Source organism: Oceanirhabdus seepicola, from assembly GCF_023684385.1.
In the GTDB taxonomy this organism is placed as follows: Bacteria; Bacillota; Clostridia; order Clostridiales; family Clostridiaceae; genus Oceanirhabdus; species Oceanirhabdus seepicola.
Map to the genome: position 1 here is coordinate 570,659 of NZ_JAGSOJ010000003.1, position 24,511 is coordinate 595,169.

Sequence of the window (24,511 nt, forward strand, 5' to 3'; positions counted from 1 at the left end):
AAATAGTTTCTATAAAAACAATTGATACAACTTGATTATAGAATATTGTAGGCTGTACTAAAATTCATTAAAATAAGTGTACATGGGGATTCGTTCATTGTGAAACTGTAGTGATGTTTAGAAAGTAAAAAATATATAGAACCAATCATGGTGGCAAATCAAAATTAGCCACCCATTTGCCACCGTATCACCCAATATAATAAAATAAATCTCAATAAAATGGAATAGACTAGGAGTTTATCAATCTTTAAAAGTGTATTATTATCAATACATATAGATACAATTAGTTATATTTAACTAATAAAAAATAATCTTAGTAAACAAACGACACATGTGGAGACATGTTCACGACTTGTGAAAGTAGATAAATAGAATAAGAGATGTAGAAGTGTGCATAAAAGCCTCTCTGTAATTCAGAGAGGCTTTTGATATAGTTTACTAAACCTAAGGTTTTAATATTTATAAAATATATTAGTAAACTGAAGTTATAGTCTTGAGTTTTATTTGAATTTAATGTAATTAAAAGGTGAAATTTATATATAAGAAATAATATAGGTGTTAATAATGCTTTTATAAAATAAAAACAGTTTATGTTTATTTCAAATTAGTTTAAACAATTAAATAGTTACAAAAAAGAATTGATGGTAAAATATGGTGTGTTTTTATCTAATGTAAATAGTATAAAATAATAAACAGATTAACTAGTAACATGTGTTTTTTTAGATAAATTTATACCTAGTATTATATATGATGATAAAGATATTGGAAAAGCAAAAATTAAATTTAAGTATATGATGAAGGTAAAATTCCTGATGCAGAAATAGTATTTTTGAAGTGATATTAGAATATTGATTTAGAAAAAGATCACATTCAAATAGCATAGAACAACAATAATTAAAGTAATATGCTAAAAGATTAAGGCTATGTTTAAGAATAGTGTTGATTATTATAAATTTTAAAGGGAAGTTGTACTTCCATCATAATAAATAGGATATAAAATTTGTGCTAAGAAAAAGTACTGTTTCGATAAGTGTGATGATTTCCTCTTATCAAAACAGTATTTTCGTATAATAAATATTTATCTGATGGGTAGCCGCTCTAAAACTTCACCTGAATGAAGTTTTACTTTATATTTTTTAAGGTGACCACAAAGCAGGTTCCCCTTGGCTTATTATCCTTTACAATAATGCTGCCACCATGATTCTCAATAATATTTTTTACAATAGAAAGTCCTAAACCAACTCCACCCATTTCACGTGAACGAGACTTATCCACTTTGAAAAAAGGATTAAAAATTTGTGATTGCATCTCGCTTGGTATTCCTATGCCTGTATCACATACAACAACCGTTACATCATTTTTAGTTGACTTAATATTAACCGATACATTACCATTTTTTCTATTGTATTTAATACTGTTTTCTACAAGATTGTAGAATGCACGATGTAGTAAATTGTAGTTACCGTAAACAAAAGCATTATCATCAGATAAATCAAGAGTTACGTGTTTTTTTATTGCAATATCTTCTAAATCATAGAGAATATCCTCAAGCAATGAGTAGAGATTTATACTTTCATTTAATTCTATCTCCTGCATATTTGTCATGTCCAGAAGATTTTTTACTATATCGGATAGCCTATGAGTATGAGTTTCAAGCACATCAATCAGCGAATCATACTCCACGGTTGTATGATCTTTCTTCTTTTTAAATACATCTACCTTTGTTTGTAATACGGCGAGTGGGGTTCTAAGTTCATGTGCTGCATTTGCAGAAAACTGCTTTTGGGAAGTAAAAGCATTACTTAGTTTGTCAGTCATTTCATTAAATGAAGTGGTCAGCTCTGCAATTTCATCTTTTGCATTTGGCACATCAATTTTTTTAGATAAATTATGAGTAGTGATATTTTTTATTTGACTACTAAGATTTTTTATGGGCTTTAACGATTTACCTGAGATGTAGTAGGTTAAAAGTCCTCCTCCGATAATGACTGACAGCATATAGATTATGCTTTGTACTTGAAAGTTCTTTTTAGCATTTTCTACATGGTAAGATTCCATAGGGATATTGATTTTAGTGTTGTTGGGTATTGCTGGTACAAGAGGAACCGGTTTAATCATATCAGCCATTTGTATGGCAGAAAGATTAAGTATTAAAGTAAGCACTATACAGGAAAATATCAAAAGTATCGTAGTCATTAGCGTTAAACGCATACGAATCGACAGATTTTTTATCATTGTTATTTTTTGCCCCTTTCGCTTAGGATATACCCCTCACCAATTCGAGTTTGAATAGGGTCATAATTTAAAGCGGCTTTTATCTTTTTTCTCAGAGATGCAATATGCACACGTACCACATTACTAAAACTGTCAGCACTCCCATCCCAAACATGTTCTATTAATTCCTCTTGACTGATAACTCTATTAGTGTTTAGTAAAAAATATTCTAATAATCCTAATTCCTTGCGAGTTAAACTAATTTCTTTTTCATCTGCATAAGCAATGCGAGAAACTAAATCCATTCTCAATTTGTCACAGTTTAAAACTGTGTCTACTTGTGCAAATTTTCTTCTTAAAAGTGAGCGGATGCGTGCCTCCAATTCTTCAAAATGAAATGGTTTTGTAAGGTAGTCATTTGCTCCTAAATCAAGGCCTTTTACTTTATCCCTAATATGAGTACGAGCAGTTAATATTAACACTTTAACATCTTGATTGGTCTTACGAATTTCTTTTAGTACATCGATACCATCCATTTTAGGAAGGTTTAAATCTAATACAATTAAATCATAATTTTCTGTAAAAGCAAGCTCATAAGCATCTTCTCCATTATCGCAGGTATCTACTGCATAACCATCTATTCTAAGCCCCTCTGCAATGGATTCAAGAAGATCTTTTTCATCTTCTACTACAAGTATACGCATTGTTTTATCACCTCAAATAGTAGTATAGCATACAGAGTATAAAATTCCTGTTAATAAAATATATTGTTTTCTTAACAGAGATTTTATATTCTATCATGTAAACTGTAAGCAATAAATAAAACACAGGAGGAGTTTTTTATGAAAAGAAGTTTATCAGTAATATTATTAATAGGAATTGTATCTACCGTTTTTGTGGGCTGTCAATCAAAGCCAACTACCCAGGAAACCTTACAGGCTGTATCAGAAGGCAAGCTTACATATAATGATGCTATAGAAAAAGGATATATAACAAAAGAATACTTAGAAGAAAATGGGTACATGCAAGAAGCAGGAGATAAAATTGCTTCAGCTCCAAAACTAAATAACTTTACAACAACTGATATTAATGGTGAAGAAGTTACACAAGAAGTATTTAAAAATGGTGAAAACGGTGTTTATGTGATATTTTGGAATACAAGTAATGAGGATTCTATTACAGAAATTAATGAGTTAAATAAAATTTATGAAAAAGCAGTGGAAAATGAATTTGAAATTGTAGGTGTTGTTGTAGATAGCGATAAAGCAGAAAGTGCAAAAGAAATAGCAAAAAACATTAAGTTCAAAAATATTTTACTTAATGATGAAATGAAAGAAACTTTAGGTAAGGGGCTTGAAATGTTAGAGAATCTTCCCATAGCCGTATATTCAAATTCAAACGGTGATTTGATAACAGCATGGTATATTGGAGTTACAGACAAAGAAAAAGTAATAAAATCCTGGGAAAAGTCTTCTAGCTTAAATGAGATTGGTAAGTAGTATGAAAAACTATATACCTGTTTTTCTGATGACAATAGGGGTAATTTTTGTCATCATAGGAATATACGATGAAGAAATGATTATAGTATTAAAAAAGTCAATAAATCTATGTTTGGAGTGTGTAGGTATTGGTTAAAATTAAAAAGTTGCCTCGATGGATAGTACAGTCTTTTACAACACTTATTACTAATTTGAATTTAAAAGGCTTCATAAACGGTACATTGTACAGAGGAAAACTTAAATCTGTATGTGTTCCAGGTCTTAACTGTTATTCTTGTCCTGGTGCAATTGGCTCTTGTCCCATTGGTTCTTTACAATCGGTTATTGGTTCCCCAAATAAAAAGTTTTCTTTTTATATAGTAGGAATATTACTGCTAATTAGTACAGCTATAGGTAGGTTTGTATGTGGTTGGTTATGTCCTTTTGGTTGGTTTCAAGAACTTATACATAAAATACCTTCAAAGAAATTTAGTACTAAAAAACTATATAAACTAACTTATATAAAATATATAATACTGGTCCTATTCGTAATTGTTTTACCTATAACTATTGTGAATGAGTTAGGAATGGGGAATCCTTATTTTTGTGAACTAATATGTCCAGTTGGAATCCTAGAAGGTGCAATTCCCTTAGCTATTGCAAACCCAAGTATAAGAGGTGCTTTAGGTTGGCTATTCACATGGAAATTTATAGTTCTTATAGGGATTATATCATTATCGATGTTTTTATATCGCCCATTTTGTAAATGGATTTGTCCCTTAGGTGCTATTTATGGGCTGTTTAATAAGTATAGTGTGTACCATATAGCTTTAAATAAGAATAAATGTATAAATTGCAACAAATGTAGTAATGCATGTTCGATGGATATTGATGTAATTAAAAATCAAAATCATAGCGAATGTATAAGATGTAATGAATGTGTAAAATCCTGTCCTACAAAAGCACTAAAAGTAAAGTTTGGTCTTAAAGAAAGTGAGGAAAATCAAAGTGAAAAAATTAGTTATTAGTCTACTTATATTAAGTATGGTATTTACATTCACAGCTTGTGGGGGTGGAGAAATAGAAGAAACATTAAAAGCTTTTCCGGAATTTGAAGCAACAGATTTTGAGGGGAATGAAGTAAATAACAGCATATTTGAGAAATATGACGTTACTGTAGTAAACTTTTGGTCAAATGGTTGTGGCTCTTGTATTGAAGAAATGCCATATCTTGAAGAACTTTATCAGAGTTTGAAGGATAAAAATGTAAATTTCATTGGTGTTGGTGTTGATTCAAGAGATACTGAAGATAATTTTGTTTTTGCCAAAGAAGTAATCTCTAAAAAAGGTGTTACATATATGAATATTTCTCCAAAATTTGAAAGTAGTTTTAAAGATGACTTTATTACGACAATAACAGGATACCCATATACTGTTTTGGTAGATAAAGAAGGTAATATTAGAGGTGCAGGTTTAACAGGAGTAGTGGAAAAACAAGAAGAAAACATTCTAAGCAGAATTGAAAACATGTTAACAAATAATTAAATATTCTTAAAAGTAAAGGGGATGTTTCAAAATAAAATGGAACTTATAAAATGGACAATGAAAAAAGTCTATTTTTATAGGTTTTTTTTCTTAACAGGGAGTTTATACTCTGTATTGTAAAATGAAAGCATCACAAAAGAGAGAGGAAAATAAATTATGTTTGAAATTAAAAATGTATCAAGAGTATTTGGCAATGAGTTTGCGTTAAACAATGTATCTCTTGAAATAAAAAGCGGAATGAATTTTATTATAGGTGCTTCAGGAAGTGGTAAGACAACACTTCTTAAAATACTTTGTGGCATGGACAGGGATTTTGATGGACAGGCCTATTATAAAGGGAAAAATCTTAAAGAGCTTAGTGATAAGGAAAAAAGTGAGTATTATGCAAATACGTTTGGATTTATTTGGCAGAATTTTAATCTGATTGAGGAGCTGACTGTATTTGATAATATTAAACTACCACTTTATTTGAATAAAAAAGTATCCGAGAAGCTTGTAAACAAAACAATGAAGGATCTCAAGATTGATAAACTTCGAAAGCAAAAGGTGAAAAATCTTTCTGGAGGACAAAAACAGAGAGTTGCCATTGCAAGAGAACTGGTAAAAAACCCTGAGGTTATCATAGCTGATGAGCCTACCGCTGCGCTAGATCCTAAATCCTCAGCTATGATTATGGATATACTAAATCAAATAGCAAAAACAAGAACCGTAATTATAGTAACCCATGATACTTCACTTATTAACAATAATAACACTGTTTTTGAGCTGGATAAAGGTGAACTTGTATCAGTTACAGAGAAAGAACATGGTAAAGTCCAGTTTAAAAAATCAACAAAAAAACCACAGCTATCATTTTCACATGCTATATCTTTATCAATGACAAATATAAAAAGCAAAATGGGAAGGTATGCAGTTTTGATGCTTGCCATAATGGTATCAACTAGCTTTTTGTTAATTAACATCAGTGGAAGTATACAAAGCAGCAGTCAGCGTATATTTGATGATTTGATTAACACTTATGGTGAAGGAGTGCTTGACATCAGTGTTACAAAGGGTTTTATGAGTGCTTCTGGTTCAGAACAAGAACAAAAGCCAAACGTCAATATTACACAGGATATTAGCGGCATATATGATAAATATTTTGATGATGAACGTGTTGAGCATATGATGTTTTCACAGGCCTTTAGGAATATCCAAGTTGTGGTTGAGGGTAAAGAGTATACAGTTGAAAGCTCAGGTAATGTACCTGAATTTAATAAACTTTTGTCAGGTGAAAAACCTATGGGAAATGGAAATGAAGTTGTAGTATCAGAAATCTTTGTAAAAAACTTAGGTCTTACAAATGAGGAAGCAATAGGAAGAACAATAGAATTTAGTGGAACCTTGATTAATTGGACTACAGGTAAACCCATAGAAAAACTAGTAAAAACTACTGTGAAAATAGTAGGTGTAGCCGATACAACAGTAACGTATGACATAGGCGGTGAGAAACGTAAAGTCACTGTGGATGACTCTTTCTTCTTTAGTAAAAATGCTCTGACTGAAATGAGAAAACAGGCAGAAATGAAAACAGGTAATGTTAATTTTACAATACGAGCAAAAACCCCTGCAGACATGATTTCCATTAAAGATGAATTAACTGCAAATGGAATCGTTCCTCTTGGTAGATTTGAACTGATAGAAGATATTGTAAGACTGAATAGTCAATCAGAAGAACAATCTAGTTCTGCCTATATTTTAATTGGTATTCTAGCACTTATGGTTTCCCTTGCTATTTCTCTAATTACTGCCGTTATGCGTAAAAGGGAATATGCAATTTATAAAATTAATGGTTACAGCAATAGTAAAATGACGGAAGTTACGTTTACAGAATATCTTATTATAGGGGTATCAACAATAGTATTATTCTTTGGTGCTTATCCTATGATAAATAAGGCAACAGAATCGCTTTTTAGTGCTAATATTCTTAATGGCAAATCATTTGCCACAAGTATAGTATTGATTATTCTGATTTCTGTTTTATGCGCAACTATTACGTCATTGGTTAGTGCTACAGTAAAAGAATCAAAATGTTTAAAAACAGGAGATAGATAATGATTAACATAGATAATATTACAAAAAAATACGGTAGGACTACCATACTGAAAAATATGAGTTACCAGTTTAGGGATAGAGGGATAACATGTATCCTCGGTGCATCAGGATGTGGTAAAACCACATTATTAAATCTCCTAGCAGGTTTTGATACAGATTATAACGGCAATATTACAGTATGCAACGAGAATATCACTTCAATGAGTGGGGTAGATTTGTATAAATACAGAAAAAATCATATAGGGTTTGTTTTCCAAAACTATCATTTAATCAACGGGTATACCGTTTTGGAAAATATTCTCCTGGCTGCAGAAATTAACGGTAAATCACAAAAAGAAAACACCCAAAAAGCTTTAGAATTACTGACAAAACTTGGGATTGAGTCGAAAACTAACGATAAAACAGAAAATCTTTCTGGAGGACAAAAACAGCGTGTGGCAATTGCAAGAGCCTTAATAAACGATCCACAGATTTTGCTTGCAGATGAACCAACTGGAGCTCTTGACAGAGGAACATCCTCGCAAATTATGGATATCTTAAAAGAAATAGCTATGGACAGATTAGTAATTGTGATTACACATGATAAAAAAATATGCGACTGGGCTGATGAAGTAATCTCTATTGTTGATGGTAAAATAGAAGTAATTTCATCAAAACAAACAACAGCAAAAAAACAAGAGCAGAAAGATAAAATAACTAATAAGTCCAAAGTTTCGATATGGAAACGTGCTGTTAAAAATTTCAAGATTCATATTCTCCGTTATATTGCGGTTAGTCTTGCAGTTGCAATTGGTATTTCCTCTTTTGCTGTTTCCTTTTCGTCAAGAAATATGATGGAACAATCAATTGAAGACTTTAAAGAAAAACACACAGCTTTTAACAATGGATATGTGAAGGTAGATGAAAAACAAAATCCATTTGATATATTAAGTGGTGATGAGAGGATTGAAAATGTATATTACCAATATATACTAAAAGATATATCCATTGCTTTTGAAAATACTAAAGTTGATTTTATAGAAAAAATTCCGATGCCTAAAGCTACTGGAAATATGTCATATGGAGTAATGCCACGATATGGTCAAAATGAAATTGCTATTAATCCAAGTGTTGCAAAAAAGCTAAGCAATAATATACAAACTTTAATTGGTAATAATATAGTGATGAAATATAGAGATCAAAATATAAATCTAACAATTAGCGGAATTTATGATGCAGGCTATGACGACTTCTTTATAAGCTCTGACATCGAACAATCCCTATATGATAGTATGGAGGAGGAACCCCCCTTTTCTATTTCTTATGACGTAAAGAACTTTTCAGATATTGTATCTGTAAGTAACTGGCTGAAAGAACAAAATATAATTGCAAAAACAGCAGTAGAGCAGGTAGCTGCACTGGAAAATACTTTTCATAACTTAAATAGACTATTTCTTATTTTATCTATCCTTGTTTTAGCTATAGGTCTTTTTATATGTATCGTATTGCTTACTAAGTTAACAAATGCCAGATTCCGTGAAGTAGGTCTTTTAGCTGCTCTAGGCTATAGCAAGGGAAGGATTAGAGAAATATTGTTTGCTGAAAATATACTTTTATCCTGTACAGCCATAATTTTTAGCACTGGAATGCTGTTTGGAATAAACTATGTTTACAGTTTTGTACTTGGTAAAACAATGATGATAAAACCCTCTCAAGTAGTTTTAACGATTATCTTGACATTCTCTACCGTAGTTTTAGTAAGTACTGTTGCAAGTCTAAAGCTTATCAAAACCGAGCCAGCAGAAGCGTTAAGGAAATAATATTTTGCTTTTTTGTATGGTTTATTTTTAATTTAATCTTAGTCTATCTATTTGTTCTTTTTTTTGATGCTAAATTATTTCTTAGAGTGGGTACTTCAGTATATGGTTCACAGTGAACCGTAGAAAAGCTTTCAAAATAGACAGACTTTCCCCTTGGTGGAGAAGTCTGTTTTTTCGCACCTACTCAGCCCTATATTTTTCAATAAACAGAATAGAGGTTGGAGGATGTACATTAAATGCCTTTAATCCAATAAATTATTAATGTTGTTTTGCAAAAGACTTTGAATATATTGTGATGACTATGATGGGGGAGTTTGTGGAATAAATTATAGTTTACTAAATTCAGACATTAAAGCTGAAATACCAGATATGTAAATTCCTATTGCTATTGAGTTTCTTTCTTATTATCAGTACCCTCTTTGTGTTTTTTGTTACGTCTATGTTTTGCTACTCGTACCTTTGTAGCACAAGAGGGGTGCTTTGACCAATTTTTATTTTTTTCTGTTACATGCTCCCATTCCCCACAAACAGCACATCTTTTATATCTTTTCTTACCTGTAAAAGCCATAATGAATTGTGTCCATAGAGCTCCAATAAGGCAATCTGGTATAAGACATAGTATAGGCTCGTTTTTCTCTCCCATAAGAATCTTAGGATTTGGAATGTATTTTTCAATCTTAGTATTTATAATTTGTTGAATTAAAAATTGAGCCGGCAAAAAAACATCTCCACAGCGAAAATGGGTAAGCAGTTCCTTGTTTTGTCTTTCTTTAAGTAAAGTCTCGCAATGGATATTCAGTTCATTTTCATAAAAATCAAAACTAAATGGAATATTGGTATTGGAAACAACTTTAAGCAATTCTCTATTTGAATTAATGCTCTTTATATTTCTTAGATATTTTTCATTGCCTAAGTTGTAAAAAATATGTTTTTCTCCACTATCATCAACAAGCCAGTTAATAACCATTTTTAACTTTTCTTTGTCTTCATTTAAAATCCATTCCCATATTTGAAAAGTCCTTTTCATATGTTCAATTTCCCGCTGCCAGAATATTAAAGATTCACCATATAAATTATAAAAATGATTATTATTGTTTTTGTGGGTTAAATAAGGTATTTCTTTTTCTCCTAGAAGTATTGGATGAGAGATAAGTCTACCATAAGAATTAGCAAAATTAATGATATCTTCTGGGGTGCCTTGTAATTCTGAAAATTTTATAAATAATGTAGGTGTTTCTTCTAATGGATTGAAATCAAGGTAATCTGAAGATTGAGTATTCTCAGCTAATATAGGATTATTGATAGACCTTTTTTTTAATGTCGTGCAATTTCCATGAATATTCATATTACAGTTTTCAAAATCCCAATAAAACCCTTTATCTGGTTTGGTCCATGAGAACTTAAATGGATTAATAGATACTTCTGAAAGCAAAAAATTTCACCTCTTTTAAATGTAACGCTAAATAGTTATGTAAAACGTTACAAAAATTTTATACAATAATTATAACAACAAAAACAATAATATTCAATAAAAAATTATGTTTATAGAAGGAGGCTAAAAATGAAAAAGCGCAATAAGGAAATTAGACAAAGAATGGATGAGAAGAATGTGAGACAATGGCAAGTAGCAGAAGCTTATGGTATGGATGAAGGTAAATTTTCACGAATGATGAGGCATGAATTAGAAGGTGAAACTCGAATGCTTATACTTACGATTATCGAAGAACTTGCAGCGAAGAAGTAGGTAAAAAAATATAGGAGAAGGGAAATAAGTATTGACTGTATAAGAGGTTTATGAACAGCTATTCACAAATGGTTTAATATATACACTATATGAAAAAGTAAAACAGAGATTAATTCATGAGCAAAAAAGTACTGCTGGGTATTACCAGCGATGAAAATGAGGTGAAAAATAATGCTATTTACGTTTGCAATTATGTGTCTTGTTGTAGGAATATTAGCATGGCATAAACTGAATAAATTTCAAAAGCATTTAAAAGGATTTATAAAGATGTTAGGTGGGGATAACATTGGCTAATCAAATCGAACCTCAACTAGCACAGATAGAGAAGTTTCTAAGGGTTATAATTGGTAATGATACTAAATCAGTATTTGAGATACGAATACTCAAAGCAGGACGTGAACGAACGGTAAGTGGGTATTATGATGTAGAACATATTAACAAAGCAATAAAAGATATTATGACCTATAACGGTAAGTATAATATTTATATTACTTTAAACCAAGTTAACCCTGCATTATTAGCAAGGGCTAAAAATAGAATTAAGGCTTATTCAGAAAAAACAACAGGTGATAAGGATATATGTGCCCGCAAGTGGATATTGATAGATGTTGATCCGGTAAGACCTACTGGAATATCGGCAACAGATGCTGAAAAAGCTGAAGGAGAAAAGGTTATAAGATGTGTTATCAAGCATTTAAGACAGCAAGAGTGGCCGGATCCGATGGTATTTGACAGTGGTAACGGATACCATGCTCTTTATCCAGTAGATATGCCGAACAATGCCACTTCAACAGAATTGATAAAAAAGATACTAGAAGGGTTGTCAGATAAATTTAATACTCCCTATGCAAGTATTGATACCTGCGTTTATAATGCGGCACGAATTAGTAAATTAATTGGAACAGTAGCATGCAAAGGTGATAATACAGAAGACAGACCGCACAGGAAAAGTAGAATATTACAGATACCTGATATGCCAAATGGAGTACAAATTAATGAAAGGCAGGTATTAACGATTGAAAAATTAAAGCATACAGCTATAGCCCTTGTAACAAAACCGCAGCAGGTAAGTAAGACTGTATCAATTACTAAATTTTCAGAGCGTTCATTGACAGTTGAACAGATTATAAATGAGAAGGGATTAAAGGTATATAAAAAAAAGAATGTAGATGATGGTATATTGTATGAAATAGATTGCCCTTTTAATTCAGATCACAAACGAGAGGCTAGTATTACACAATTTAATGACGGTAATATTAGATTTAAGTGTTTTCACAATTCATGTAGCGATATGACAACACGGCAATTTGTTGAGTATTATTATCCAGGCTTTTATGACAAGCAGAATGAGAAGTTAAAAAAGCAGGGAGATAAAAAGATAGAAATAAGTAGTAATATATTCGAAGAATGGAGAGAAATAATTCCATTAAGTACTTATAAACTACCAGCTTTTCCGGTTCAGTTATTACCTGGATGGTTGAAAGATACAATTATTACACTATCAAAAGCGTTGCAAACACCGCTTGAACTAGCAGGAATGATTGGAATAGCTGCAGTTAGTGCTGCTATTGCAAAAAAGATAAATATTAAAGCGCGGCCTGGATGGATTGAACCATTAAATATTTACACAATTGTAGCATTACCACCTGCAAGTCGAAAATCAGCTGTTATTACCCTATTGACAGCTCCGTTATTTGATTATGAACAGAAACTAGCAGATGGTATAAAGTTGGGAATAAAGGAATCGGTAACAAAAAAAGAAATTATAGTCCAACGTTTAGAGAAAGTAAAAAAAGACGCTGTTAAAAATAGAGAGAAAGAATTAGAAGCTCTAGAGATAACACGTGAACTAGAGGCGATGGAAATACCGAATGTACCTCAACTAATGGTGGATGACGTAACACCAGAACGGTTGGCGGGACTATTAGCAGAGCAAGGAGGCAAAATGGCGTTATTTTCAGCTGAAGGTGGAATTATTGATATATTAGCAGGTCGCTATTCTAATGGTGTGAGCAATCTTGATGTTTTTTTAAAGGCCCATGCTGGAGATTCATTAAAGGTAGACCGGGGAGGGAGACCGCCGGAATCTGTAAAAAAACCTGCTTTAACGGTAGGATTAGCAATACAACCAGCGGTATTAACGGGTTTGATTAATAAGCCGGGATTTAGGGGGAAAGGATTATTGGCACGTTTTCTGTATGTTATACCTGAGAATAATATAGGTCGCAGGAAAATTAATACACCACCATTTTCTGATAATGCAAAAAGAATATATTATCAAAACATGATCAACTTACTTGATATTGGAAGGATAACTGGAGATGAAATATATAGCTTAAAATTGACGTTTGATGCAAGTCAGGTATTAATAGCATTTGAGGAAGATATTGAACCAAGATTAGGTCCTGGTGGGGATTTAGAATCTATACAAGATTGGGGAGGAAAATTAGCTGGGGCAGTAGTAAGATTAGCAGGGATTTTACATATTGCTGATCATGTTAATAGTAAAAGGCTATGGGAAATTCCTGTTAGCGAAAAAACTATTCACGCTGCTGTTGAGATAGGAAGATTCTTGATTCAACATGCATTGCCAGCATTTGACCTAATGGGTGCTAATAATGATCTAGAAGCTGCACGCAGAGTACTTTCATGGATTGAACGTAAAGGGTGTGAAGAATTTAAAAAGACAGATTGCCACAAAGAATTAAGAGGAAGCTTTAGAAAGATAAAAGAGTTAGAACCTGGATTGAAATTATTAACTGAATATGGGTATATCAGACAGAAGATGAATGAAAAAAGACAGGAGGCGGGGAGGCCGTTAATTAGTTTTGAAGTAAATCCAGAGTACATTAAATCCATTTTATCCAATAAAATAAATTAGAAACATAAGATAATAAAATGAATTTAATGGATTTAATGTACACATTAGAGAGATTGAAAAACATGGATACGAGATTAAGGAATCATTAACTGAAATTTTATGAGTAAAAAAAGTACATTTTTTAAGATGTCTATAATTCTAGTATTCATGTGGGTTTATAGCGTTCTATATACGGACTTTAACGTATCTTTTAGCTATGAAGGAAAGAAAGATTGGATAAAGTGGCTTAATGAACATTATAAAGAACAATAAGATTGCGGATGTGTATATATAGAAGAGGTACCCATAGGAGAGTAATGATTCATCTTAAAACAAATTGATAGTCGACAATTAGGTTCTATACTAGTGGTATTAGGCGACTGTCATAATAAAAGGAAGGAGATTTTACTATGACTATTACAAAAAATCACATTTCATCACAAAATAAGCTTTCTGTAAATCAATTAAATGCAATAGATTTACTCATACAAGGAAAGACAGACCAAGAAACTGCTGATATCGTTGGAGTAGCAAGAGAAACTGTTACTCGATGGAGGAATGAAAATCCATACTTTGCAGCAGAGATGAATAGACAAAGAAAACAAATATGGGAAGGACAACATGAGAGATTGAGAGGACTTGTTAGTAAGGCTGTAGATACTTTAGAAAAAGCTATTGATGAAGGTAATGTTAAGGCTGCTATTGAATTGCTTAAAGTTGTTGATTTCTATGGTAATGTAAAAGCTCCAAGTGGAGAAGAAGATCCAGAATTAATATTATGGCAGCAAGCTAGGGTATGGGCGGAAATTGAGGTAGCTAAAAAAGGTCCTAGTAATGTGTTACTAGATAATTATGAATTTAAGCAACAAGATATAGTTGAATTAACTCATAAGCGTATGAAAAAGTTACGTAAGATTTTATAAAAGATATTATGGTGGTGATAAAATGAAAAACAACCCCAAATTATCAACTACCAAAGAAAAAAAATTAGAAGACTTAATAGATAAAGATTCTACATTAGGTGTTCAAAGAAAATATTCAAATGGGAAAAATTTCAATGATATTCTTACTAGTTATATTAGAAATAAACTAGGTAAATGTATGGAAGAGCGTGTATAATGGGGTTATGCACATTCTTGCATCTCATGTAGGAGGTTTTTAATATGAGATGTGCTGTTTACGTACGAGTTTCAACAGATAGAGAAGAACAGAAAACTAGCCTTGATAATCAAAAGAAATTATTTTATAACCTTATTGGTCAAGAAGGATGGGAATTAAATGATTTCTACGTAGATGTTGAAAGTGGTACAACAGATAAAAGAGAGAATTTTATAAAAATGATTGAAGATGCAGAAAATAAAAAATTTGATTGCATACTAGCTAAAGAATTATCCCGTTTAGCAAGGAATGGAGAATTATCCTACCAGATTCGTAGAGTGCTACTAACCAATCAAATTCATCTTATTACTTTAGATGGAGCAATAAATACTTTAGAGGATAATACAGATAAGTTTGGTTTATATGCTTGGCTTTATGAAGAAGAAAGTCAGAGGATTTCAAGACGTATTAAAACAGCATTGGAGCAAAAAGCAAAATCAGGAGAATTCAAAGGTTCTCATGCCCCATATGGATATAAGGTAGAAAATAAGAAGCTTATACTTCGAGAGGATAGTACTGTTGAAGCAGTAAAATTGATGTATCAACTATATTTAAGTGGTAAAGGTTTTGATGGTATAGCAAGAGAATTAGACAGAAGAGGGTATCCTACACCTGCTCAAGTAGCTGGTAAAAGGAATGCGGGGTTATATTGGCATGCTTCTTCTATTAAGTTAATACTTACAAATCCTCATTATGTTGGAGATTTAGTTCAATGTAGAAGTAAAATGCGAAGTATCACAGATAAAACAAGGGTACAAGTTCCAGAAGAAGATTGGATTAATGTTCCTAATACTCATGAAGCACTTATATTACGAGAAGATTTTGAAGCTGTTCAAAGGATGATGAAAAGGCGTTATATTAAACGACCTAAAGCTAAAAAACATCTTTTTACCAATCGTTCTGATTGTGGAACTTCTCTATGGTATATGCAAAGTCGTAAAGGTTATGTTTGTGGAAAATATAGGAAACATGGGAAAGCTGCATGTGATAGTCATGTTATTAAGGAAGAATATCTTAAGAAAATTATACTCCAAGATTTAAAAGCTATGGCTGATGCTTCATTTAATAAAGAACCTATGCTTAAAGATTTACATTTAAAAATAAGTAAGCATAAAGAAGAAAATAATAAGAAATTAATGCAAAAGAACCGGGAAATTGAAAAGCTAAAGGATGAAAATAGAAAATATCTTAAATTATTAGGACAAGAGATTATTGCTCAAGAAGAGTATAGGGATATTACAACATATAACCGTGAACAAATAGCAAAAATTCAGAATGATATAATTCGCATTGAAGAGAGCTTGAAAAACCAATCAAAGAATAAAGAGACGTTTCAAAGATTGTATAAGCAATTAGAAAAAATCTTGGCATTCAATGATTTAGATGAAGAAATGCTTCATCGTTTAGTAGACAGAATTGAAGTAGGGGAAAATCAGAGGGTAGTAATTAATTATACATTTGATAATCCCTTTTCTTTTACAGTATAATGTAGCGAACAACAGTCCACACATGTGGAATGTGTAATAGGAATACAACGCACAGACACCTCGTAATCCTTGAATTCATGCACTTTACCAGCTTTTTTAACTTTAGCACAAAAGGTGATGATTTTAAAAACAAAGAGCAAATTAATGGTGTTAAGGTAAGAGGTGGTATTTAATATGGGGTAAGGGGATACGTTATTTAAAATTTAGAATAAAGACATAATGGGTGCTAGGTGCGGTTCACCTCCACCATTAAAAACCACAACTTTGTGGTTTTTTAATTATATATTTTTAGGATAAATAGCGATGAACCGTATCAAAAGTAGTATGGCACAATGAGATGACTCTGTGTACTATTAAATAAGAAAGGAGTATTTATATGGCAAGGGTAATAAGGTTGAATATTCAGAAGAAATAAATTGAGTACATGATTAGGTTGAATGTACTCAATTTATTTTTTCTGATGGTGGAAAGAAGTATTATCAAATTGATACATAAGGAACTAAGCTATGAGAGATCAAAGAACAACCAAGTCAAAAGATTCAGTTTGAAAGAATGTGCTTTAGAACTTATAAACTTACTGAAGAAAGAATCTGATCGTTAATACATTGATTTGACGAATTAAAGATTAGTATTTAGAAAAAAGCTCAGATATAGTAATTTTCTTGCAATAATTTTATTCCATGTAACTTAGAATTACTTGATCAAGGTAAAAAACAGATATTAAAAAAATAGAAAGTCTGCTAAAAGTTGATGAAATCAAGGATGATGAAACTTCTCGCCAAGTAGACGAGAAGTTGACGAGTGTAGATGAAATAGGAAAAATATATCATGATGAGGGTTTATTTATTTTGACGAAATTTATTTTCAATTCCCATAAGACCAAGAACAAAGCTGTTGCTTTAGTGAGGGCAAGCTTCCTATTGGTATAGCCAATAGCTTGTAAAGTGTGGGAAATCCCCACGCCCCTTTTTAAAAAATTCTTACAGCAAGGAGGAATAGATGAGAAAAAGAAATATACAGACTAATATTAGAATGACAGAAAAAGAAATTGAAAGAATAAGGAAAAAAGCCAAAAGAGCTAAGATGACTTTTAGTAATTATGTTATTTCTTCAGCATTAAATAATGAAGTCATAGTTATTGATGCAATAAAAGATTTTACTCATCAGCTTTCAAAGGTAGGTATAAATCTTAATCAAATTACAATGCTCTGTCATCAAGGAAAAATAAATTGTGTGGATATAGCATCTGTGAATAAGATTTTAAAAGAAATATGGGAAGAATTAATTTGCATTAGAAAGTAAAATGGAAGGTTACTAATAATTTGATGTTTGTTAATATGTGGTATATAATTTATTTAATGTACAATAGTAAATTATTACGAAATACATTAAGGAGGATTATGATGGGCATATCCGTTGATGAACTTTTTACAGTGAGAGAATTAGACGCACAAGCAATATTTGGAGGGGTTAAGCATCCTTGGGAAGTTCTTACAAGAATTAAAACTTTCATTTTTGAGTACGCAAAAACTCTGCCAAATGATTTTGAAAGAATAGATGAATTTGTATGGGTTGGCAAAGGAACTACTATTGAAAAAAATGTTCTGATAAAAGGGCCAGCGATTATCGGTTATAATTGCGAAATCAGGCATTCTGCCTACATTAGAGAAAATGTTATTATTGGTAATGATGTTGTCGTTGGAAACTCAACTGAAGTTAAAAATTCAATTCTATTTAATAAAGTGCAGGTTCCGCATTTTAATTATGTTAGTGATTCAATATTAGGGTATAAAGCACATTTGGGAGCAGGTGTAATAACCTCTAATTTAAAGTCCAATGGAACGTTAGTAAAAGTAAGATATGGTACAGATATTATTGAAACTGGTTTAAGGAAATTTGGTGCAATCTTAGGTGATTCAGCAGAAGTAGGATGTAATACAGTTTTAAACCCAGGTACAATTTTAGGAAAAGGTAGTATTGTTTATCCATTATGTTCTGTAAGGGGTTATGTTCCAGAGAATAGTATTTTGAAAAATAGAGGTGAAATTGTAGAGAGAAAACAAAGATAAGTAACCAGAATATTTGTCCAGAATTTCGTATTCAGAAGTAAGTTTTACAGTATTTTACTTCACCACATTCTTATTTTGTTCATCAAGTTTATAACTGAAAATATAAGATAACTTATTTGAATTTTTAGTAATACCAATTATGTTAACGTGAAAAAACTAAATAATACTTATTTAAAAATCATCTGTAATTTATTAATAAAATTGCAGGTGATTTTTTATTTTTCAATCTCTACGATAAAGCAAAGTAAGGTGATGGTAAAATAGCTGTAATAGAGTTTATTAATGCTTCAAATAACACATATAAAGGAATGAAAAGAGCCATCAATTATATAAAAAATCCTGATAAAACTGAACTACACTTAGTTGGTGGAAAAGACTGTAGTCCAGATACTGCTCTTAATGAGTTTGTAATGACTAAGCAAAATTTTAAGAAAGAAACAGGAAGGCAGATTATACATTTTGTACAATCTTTTTCACCACATGATAAAGCTACGCCAGAAGTAATAAACGAAATAGGGAAGAAGCTCTTAGAGTATGAAGCATTTAAAGGGTTTCAAGTTGTATATGTTACTCATACTGATAAAGAACATTTGCATAACCACTTTATAATTAATTCTGTAAGTTTTACAACAGGTCAAAAATGGCAGCTATCTAAAAAGAAGTTAGAGAAATTAAAAGAATACTCTGATGAGCTGTGTAGAGATTATGGTCTTATCGTTGTTGATGGAGCTAAAGGAAATCACAAAAATAGAGGAGAATATAGGGCTAAAGATAAAGAACAAAGCTGGAAATATGAGCTTTTCTTAGCCGTAAGGCAATGTAAATGGTGCAGCAGAAGCAAGGAAGAATTTATTTCTAATATGGAGAAGCTAGGCTATAAGGTAGATTGGAGTGATAAAAGAAAATATATCACTTTTACAACACCTAACGGTAAGAAATGCAGAAACAGAAAGTTATATCCTCCAAAACAATTTACTAAAGAAGCACTCATTAAAGCTTTTGAATTAAATGAGCAGCAAGCAACTAATAAACAACTTCAAGCAAGAATGGAAATTTTATTAACAGTAATTGAAATGATTTCTAATGATAAAAGTAATAATTATAAATCTCATTTACCTTTGACTGCTCTTGAGGGACGAGCAAAGAAGGAAAGAGCAATTGAGGAATCTAAGGGAAGAGGATTAGATTGGAAAAATGGAAAAAGTATGTAGAAAAATTATGGATTTAGATATTTTATTATGATAAGATAAGTTTGTATGAATTGGTAAAAAAATGAGATATATTTAAGCGATAAATAGTAATTTGAAGGGGGAACAATTTATGGAAATAGTTAAGTTTAATTTAAAAGATAAAAATGAATTATTAGAGTTAGATAAAGAATGTTTTGGAGTAAATCACTGGGATAATGAATTATGGCAAGAAATTTTAGGTGATTTAGAACATAATATTATTTATTTAGTGAAACAAAATAATGAATTAATTGCATACTTAACGATATTCAATTGGGGAAAAGAAAAAAATTACGTTAAAATTACTAATATAGGAACTAAAAGTTGTTTTAGAGGACAAAAATTAGCTCATAAATTATTTGAAACAATGATAAATGAGATGAAAAAAGAAGGAATGAAAGATTTTAGAGGAGAGACAAGAGTTACAAACTATCCAATGCAAAAAGTATTTAGTGATTTTGGTTTCAGAAATGTAGAAACTTTTAAAGGGTATTATGATAACCCTACTGAAGATGCATTGAGATATCATTTAAATATATAAATATGTTGATAAATTCCAATTAATAGAGTAGATAAAATTTTAAGACTTATCATTGGTAGGTCTTATTTTTATCCCCAAAACTCAATTTAGAAAGGAGAACTTCCTATTAAACTCCAAAATAAGAAACTTTTAATAAGCCTGCTCATATTAGTGAGTGGCATACTATTTAATCTCTATTTTTCAACAATAATTCATCAGCTGCTTTCAAAGCAAATGACAGTTTTTAAAATTCCCAATTTAATAATTTGTATTCATAGCATGGCGGTAAGTAAAGAGCACTTACTGCTTTTATTATGCCTAAATGGATTTGCAGTTTTATTTGCAATATTTTTCTTTGTAGCAAATAACAAACCTTATCAAAGTGAATTAAGGCAAATAACTCCTAATATTTCTACACCAGTATCAGCAGGACAAAAACAGTTTGGTTCAGCAAAGTGGCTTGCAGAAAAAGAGAAGGATATAGCTTTTGAGAGTTTTAGTTTAAACCCCAATGATAGCAAAGTTAAAATATTAATAGAGCAAGGATATGATGATGTACAAGAAATCATGGAAGGAAGGGAATGTGAAAATGAGAAGGAAGAAAATAAACAAAAGCAAGAAGAAGTTCAAGAAAAATCAATATTGGAAAAACAAGAGAAAAATGCTGAAAATACAAATGAAACAACCAAAAGTATTTGTGAATGCTCCAAAGGTATTTTACCGCAGGGTGGTATAGTACTCGGTTGTAGGAAGGAAGGTGGTAAAGAAAAAATATCTTTTATTGGTGATGATGTTCACAGTCTATGCATTGGTGCAACACGTTCAGGAAAAACAAGAACAGTGGTACTTCAAAGCATAGGAAGCTTAGCTCTTGCAGGTGAAAGTATGATTTTAAGTGATCCTAAGGGTGAGTTATATCAATATACCTATCCTTTTTTAGAAAGGTTAGGATACGAAGTTATTGCTATAGATTTCAAGAATCCATTAAAGAGTGATAGATATAATTTTTTAGAGCCTGTAATTGAAGCAGTGGACAACAATGATATAGCAATGGCTATTGATGCTACATGGGATTTAACTTCTCAGCTTGTAGGTGAGTCAAAAGGTGAAAGAATATGGACAGATGGTGAAGCAAGTATTATTGCCAGTGCCATTATGAGTGTAGTTTATGACAATAGGGAAGGAAAAAATCGAAAATATCAAAATATGACTAACGTTTATTATTTCATAAGTGAAATGTGCAAGGCTGTGGGGAACTCAATGCCTATTGTTGAGTATATGAAAAAACTGAGTCCTACACATCCTGCTAAAGCGTTACTTGCTATATCAGAAATTGCACCAAGTAAAACAAGAGGAAGCTTTTTTACAGCTGCACTTACTACTTTAAGACTTTTTACTAATCCACTTATAAATTCTATGACGAATGTAAGTGATTATAAGCCTAAGGAAACAGGAAATAAAAAAAGAGCTATATTTATTATTCTTCCTGATGAAAAAACAACTTATTACTCCTTAGCTAGTTTATTTATAACACAGCATTATATAGACCTTGTAAAAAGTGCAGATGAAAGAGGTGGTAGATTAAAAAATAGAGTAAACTTCTTGCTTGATGAATTTGGAAACTTTGCACAAATACCTGATTTCTCAAATAAACTTACCGTTGGTGGGGGTAGAGGAATTAGGTTTAATTTATTTTTACAGAGTTTTGCACAGCTTGATGATAAGTATGGAAAGGAGGTGGCGAAGACCATAAAGGGAAACTGTGAAAACTGGATTTATCTTCAGGCGGATGATCTTGAAACCTTAGAAGAAATATCAAAGAAACTAGGAAATTATACAGTAGCTACTTATTCATTAAGTGCTTCCCACGGGAAATATAGTACTCCATCAAGTTCACATAGTATAAATCTTACCCATAGAGCTTTACTTACAGTTGATGAAATAAGACTTATTTCAAGACCTTATAGCTTGATAACATCAAGAAATAATCCTGCAATTATGTATTCACCAGACTTATCAAAATGGCAATTCAATAAAATCTTTGGGCTAGGAGATCAGGAACATAATCGAAAGGTTAGACAATTAAGAGAAAACAGTAGGGAAGTAAGAAGTGCGAGTATGGATGATATGGATTTATGGGGAGTGTGGCTTTATTACACGGCTAATGACCAATTAAACATTACAAAAAATTCAATAACAGGATTACAAGAGAAGATTACAAAAGCTCAAAAAACCAGATATAAAACAGGGAATGAGAGAGGAAATGATTATGCTGAAAAAGATTAAAAATTTTTTAGAGAAGATAAAAGAAAAAATAGTAATAACATTAGTAGCAATTTATACAGCTAGTATGATGTCAACACCAGTATATGCTGTAGAGGGTGTCAGTAATAGCAAAATTGTAACAGGTACAGAAAAGCTAATTAATGATACTACAACTTGGCTAATGATACTTGCTCCTGTATTAGCAGGACTTTTAATTATATATTTCTGTATTAGAAGAAGTGCAGCAGACGAGATGGACCAAAAGAAATGGAATAACAGAATAGTTACAGCGATTATTTCATGTATTGGAGCAGTACTAGGTTCAGCAACATTAAACCTTATTATAGGTTACTATAGATAAACTACTTCGTAGATTTATCTATAAAGAATAAAGAATAGAGAACAAAGAATAAATGTTGAAGTATTCTTCATGCTTCAGAATATCTTGAATTTAATTTTGATGAGGCATATCTATAGAAGTAATAAATAAAAAAATTATAATAATAAAAAGAGGAATGATAATATGAGAAATTTAATATTAACAACACAAATAAAGACTATGAATATGGTAGGAAAGGTAAAGAAAGCTCTCACAAGTAAAAGCGGTGAGGGCTTTGTTGATACAGCGGTAAAAATCTTAATCTCCGTTGTGATTGGAGCATTACTTCTTGGAGGATTATATATTCTATTTCAAGATACTATTCTTCCTACTTTAACTCAAAGAATTAAAGAGATGTTTAACTTTAAGGGTTAATTATTCATTTAAAGGGCTTTTGCTTATAAAACTTAAGCCCTTTAAATATTGGAAGGTGATCTATGGAATATTTATTAGTGCTATTAATTGCAGGAATATTAAGTGGTTGTCTTACTTATGTAAATTCAATATTAAATGATTTAGTACCTATCGCTTTATATGCAGAGAGATATATGGATACAATGCTTGGAACTAATGGTTTAACTGAGATATTCAATATTTTCTTTGGATTTGGAGTTTCACTAATAGTACTTAAGTTTTTAAAGAAAGGCTTTGAACAGTACATTCTTTGGTCAGAAGGAGATGCTGATGCAGATCCTATACTTATGCTTACAGGATTCTTTAAATCACTAGCAATAGCAGTATGTTTTCCAACCTTATATAGTTGGTTAGGTGAAATTATTGAAGATTTAACAGATAAATTGATAATGGCAGTAAGTAAAGGTATGGTAACAGATTTCACAGCAATAATTAATGGAATATCAAGTGCAGGACTATTTACAGCTATTATTTCACTGATATTTTTTATATGTTTCTTTCTCTTGTATCTTCAATTTTTAATGAGAGGAATGGAAATATTAATACTTCGTATAGGTCTTCCAGTAGCTTGTGTTGGATTATTAGATGCAGATAAGGGCGCATTCAGGACATATATTCAGAAGTTCTTTCAATCTACCTTAGCAGTATTAGTACAGATTGTTCTAGCAAAAGTAGGAGTAGCTTTAATGCTTAATACTCATGTATTTTGGGGTGTTGCAGCCTTAATGCTAGCTATAAAAACTCCAAGGTTCTTACAAGAATTTATTATTGTATCAGGTGGACATGGTGCAGGAGTTATGGGCAATGTATATCAATCTGTACGGTTAGTACAAATGGCAAAAGGAGCGTTTAAAAAGTAATGGAATTAGTAAAAGAAATGGCAAATGCTTTTGTAATGCTCATTAGAGTAGGAGTAGTGTTAAGAGTAGTTTATTGTTTTATAAGAATGGGAGTTTCAGAGGATGAAAGTGCTATGTTTAAGAAAAGGCTTAAGAATTCAGTGATGTTTTATGTGCTGGCGGAAAGTATATGGGGGATTAAGGATTTGGTGTTGGGGTATTACTCATGAATATGTATATAAAAAATAGGTTGTGATAGGGAATAAGGTTGATATTTATTTAGAGCACCATGATTTTGTGAAAATTTTGATTAAATAGAGGAAAATAATGTATAATATAGAAGTAATAATTGTTGGATAAAATGTTTGCATTGTGTTGCAACAAAATAATAATTTTTAAGGGATAATAGTAATATAT

At 31.3% G+C, this 24,511-nt stretch carries 25 protein-coding genes; 22 read left to right on the forward strand and 3 right to left on the reverse strand.

All coding sequences use genetic code 11. The features are described from left to right. Nucleotides 1-1,122: 1,122 nt before the first annotated feature. Nucleotides 1,123-2,127 carry a HAMP domain-containing sensor histidine kinase gene (locus KDK92_RS16430; RefSeq protein ID WP_250860431.1) on the reverse strand — a complete coding sequence of 335 codons (1,005 nt, stop codon included), beginning with the start codon at nucleotides 2,125-2,127 and terminating at the stop codon, nucleotides 1,123-1,125. 110 nt (nucleotides 2,128-2,237) lie between these two features. Continuing rightward, nucleotides 2,238-2,918, reverse strand: a complete 681-nt coding sequence (locus KDK92_RS16435) for a response regulator transcription factor (RefSeq protein WP_250860432.1) — start codon at nucleotides 2,916-2,918, stop codon at nucleotides 2,238-2,240. A 138-nt stretch (nucleotides 2,919-3,056) separates the two neighbouring features. On the opposite strand from KDK92_RS16435, the gene KDK92_RS16440 reads away from it, so the two are divergent. The 6 genes from KDK92_RS16440 (at nucleotide 3,057) to KDK92_RS16460 (ending at nucleotide 9,130) form a co-directional block, all read left to right on the forward strand. Further along, entirely contained in the window at nucleotides 3,057-3,713 is a 657-nt protein-coding gene (locus tag KDK92_RS16440) for a peroxiredoxin family protein (protein WP_250860433.1), read from the forward strand. Between the two features lies 1 nt (nucleotide 3,714). Further along, nucleotides 3,715-3,849: a CD1871A family CXXC motif-containing protein gene (locus tag KDK92_RS24615; protein ID WP_276576009.1), complete on the forward strand. Its 135-nt coding sequence runs from the start codon at nucleotides 3,715-3,717 to the stop codon at nucleotides 3,847-3,849. Further along, nucleotides 3,842-4,720 carry a 4Fe-4S binding protein gene (locus KDK92_RS16445; protein ID WP_250860434.1) on the forward strand — a complete coding sequence of 293 codons (879 nt, stop codon included), beginning with the start codon at nucleotides 3,842-3,844 and terminating at the stop codon, nucleotides 4,718-4,720. Before KDK92_RS24615 ends, KDK92_RS16445 begins: the two co-directional genes overlap by 8 nt. Next, a complete protein-coding gene (locus tag KDK92_RS16450; protein ID WP_250860435.1) occupies nucleotides 4,701-5,237 on the forward strand; it encodes a TlpA family protein disulfide reductase in 537 nt (178 codons plus the stop codon). The genes KDK92_RS16445 and KDK92_RS16450 overlap by 20 nt, the downstream gene beginning before the upstream one ends. A 156-nt stretch (nucleotides 5,238-5,393) precedes the next feature. After that, nucleotides 5,394-7,331, forward strand: a complete 1,938-nt coding sequence (locus tag KDK92_RS16455) for an ABC transporter ATP-binding protein/permease (RefSeq protein WP_250860436.1) — start codon at nucleotides 5,394-5,396, stop codon at nucleotides 7,329-7,331. Beyond that, nucleotides 7,331-9,130, forward strand: coding sequence for an ABC transporter ATP-binding protein/permease (locus tag KDK92_RS16460; protein WP_250860437.1), 1,800 nt, complete (start codon nucleotides 7,331-7,333; stop codon nucleotides 9,128-9,130). The genes KDK92_RS16455 and KDK92_RS16460 overlap by 1 nt, the downstream gene beginning before the upstream one ends. 385 nt (nucleotides 9,131-9,515) lie before the next feature. Here the strand turns inward: KDK92_RS16460 and KDK92_RS16465 are convergent, their stop codons facing one another. Continuing rightward, a complete protein-coding gene (locus KDK92_RS16465) occupies nucleotides 9,516-10,562 on the reverse strand; it encodes a hypothetical protein (protein WP_250860438.1) in 1,047 nt (348 codons plus the stop codon). A gap of 129 nt (nucleotides 10,563-10,691) precedes the next feature. Between KDK92_RS16465 and KDK92_RS16470 the strand changes: the two genes are divergently transcribed. The 16 genes from KDK92_RS16470 to KDK92_RS16540 all read left to right on the forward strand — a co-directional run bounded on the left by KDK92_RS16470 (nucleotide 10,692) and on the right by KDK92_RS16540 (nucleotide 24,324). Then, nucleotides 10,692-10,874, forward strand: coding sequence for a hypothetical protein (locus tag KDK92_RS16470; protein ID WP_250860439.1), 183 nt, complete (start codon nucleotides 10,692-10,694; stop codon nucleotides 10,872-10,874). A 171-nt stretch (nucleotides 10,875-11,045) separates the two neighbouring features. Further along, the gene (locus KDK92_RS24620; protein ID WP_276576010.1) at nucleotides 11,046-11,168 is read left to right on the forward strand and encodes a hypothetical protein; all 123 of its coding nucleotides are present in this window, start codon (nucleotides 11,046-11,048) and stop codon (nucleotides 11,166-11,168) included. Further along, entirely contained in the window at nucleotides 11,161-13,755 is a 2,595-nt protein-coding gene (locus KDK92_RS16475; protein WP_250860440.1) for a YfjI family protein, read from the forward strand. The genes KDK92_RS24620 and KDK92_RS16475 overlap by 8 nt, the downstream gene beginning before the upstream one ends. 99 nt (nucleotides 13,756-13,854) lie before the next feature. After that, on the forward strand, nucleotides 13,855-14,007 hold the full coding sequence (locus tag KDK92_RS16480) for a hypothetical protein (RefSeq protein ID WP_250860441.1): 153 nt from the start codon (nucleotides 13,855-13,857) through the stop codon (nucleotides 14,005-14,007). A 137-nt stretch (nucleotides 14,008-14,144) separates the two neighbouring features. Beyond that, nucleotides 14,145-14,657, forward strand: coding sequence for a helix-turn-helix domain-containing protein (locus tag KDK92_RS16485; RefSeq protein ID WP_250860442.1), 513 nt, complete (start codon nucleotides 14,145-14,147; stop codon nucleotides 14,655-14,657). 22 nt (nucleotides 14,658-14,679) lie between these two features. Then, nucleotides 14,680-14,853 (forward strand): hypothetical protein, encoded by a 174-nt coding sequence (locus tag KDK92_RS16490; RefSeq protein WP_250860443.1) that lies wholly within the window; start codon nucleotides 14,680-14,682, stop codon nucleotides 14,851-14,853. Between the two features lie 44 nt (nucleotides 14,854-14,897). Next, complete coding sequence (locus KDK92_RS16495) at nucleotides 14,898-16,379, forward strand: recombinase family protein (protein WP_250860444.1); 1,482 nt, start codon at nucleotides 14,898-14,900, stop codon at nucleotides 16,377-16,379. A gap of 999 nt (nucleotides 16,380-17,378) precedes the next feature. Further along, nucleotides 17,379-17,681 carry a plasmid mobilization protein gene (locus KDK92_RS16500; protein WP_250860445.1) on the forward strand — a complete coding sequence of 101 codons (303 nt, stop codon included), beginning with the start codon at nucleotides 17,379-17,381 and terminating at the stop codon, nucleotides 17,679-17,681. Between the two features lie 101 nt (nucleotides 17,682-17,782). Further along, nucleotides 17,783-18,448 (forward strand): acyltransferase, encoded by a 666-nt coding sequence (locus KDK92_RS16505; protein WP_250860446.1) that lies wholly within the window; start codon nucleotides 17,783-17,785, stop codon nucleotides 18,446-18,448. 308 nt (nucleotides 18,449-18,756) lie between these two features. Further along, a complete protein-coding gene (locus KDK92_RS16510; RefSeq protein WP_250860447.1) occupies nucleotides 18,757-19,659 on the forward strand; it encodes a relaxase/mobilization nuclease domain-containing protein in 903 nt (300 codons plus the stop codon). 109 nt (nucleotides 19,660-19,768) lie between these two features. Further along, nucleotides 19,769-20,218: a GNAT family N-acetyltransferase gene (locus KDK92_RS16515; RefSeq protein ID WP_250860448.1), complete on the forward strand. Its 450-nt coding sequence runs from the start codon at nucleotides 19,769-19,771 to the stop codon at nucleotides 20,216-20,218. 105 nt (nucleotides 20,219-20,323) lie between these two features. Beyond that, complete coding sequence (locus KDK92_RS16520) at nucleotides 20,324-22,483, forward strand: VirD4-like conjugal transfer protein, CD1115 family (RefSeq protein WP_420852345.1); 2,160 nt, start codon at nucleotides 20,324-20,326, stop codon at nucleotides 22,481-22,483. Then, entirely contained in the window at nucleotides 22,467-22,823 is a 357-nt protein-coding gene (locus KDK92_RS16525; RefSeq protein WP_250860450.1) for an Mbov_0395 family pilin-like conjugal transfer protein, read from the forward strand. Before KDK92_RS16520 ends, KDK92_RS16525 begins: the two co-directional genes overlap by 17 nt. A gap of 162 nt (nucleotides 22,824-22,985) precedes the next feature. Beyond that, nucleotides 22,986-23,216 (forward strand): DUF6133 family protein, encoded by a 231-nt coding sequence (locus KDK92_RS16530; RefSeq protein ID WP_250860451.1) that lies wholly within the window; start codon nucleotides 22,986-22,988, stop codon nucleotides 23,214-23,216. 62 nt (nucleotides 23,217-23,278) lie between these two features. Continuing rightward, nucleotides 23,279-24,115 (forward strand): conjugal transfer protein TrbL family protein, encoded by an 837-nt coding sequence (locus KDK92_RS16535; protein WP_250860452.1) that lies wholly within the window; start codon nucleotides 23,279-23,281, stop codon nucleotides 24,113-24,115. Further along, on the forward strand, nucleotides 24,115-24,324 hold the full coding sequence (locus KDK92_RS16540; protein WP_250860453.1) for a mercury transporter: 210 nt from the start codon (nucleotides 24,115-24,117) through the stop codon (nucleotides 24,322-24,324). The genes KDK92_RS16535 and KDK92_RS16540 overlap by 1 nt, the downstream gene beginning before the upstream one ends. Nucleotides 24,325-24,511: the final 187 nt, after the last annotated feature.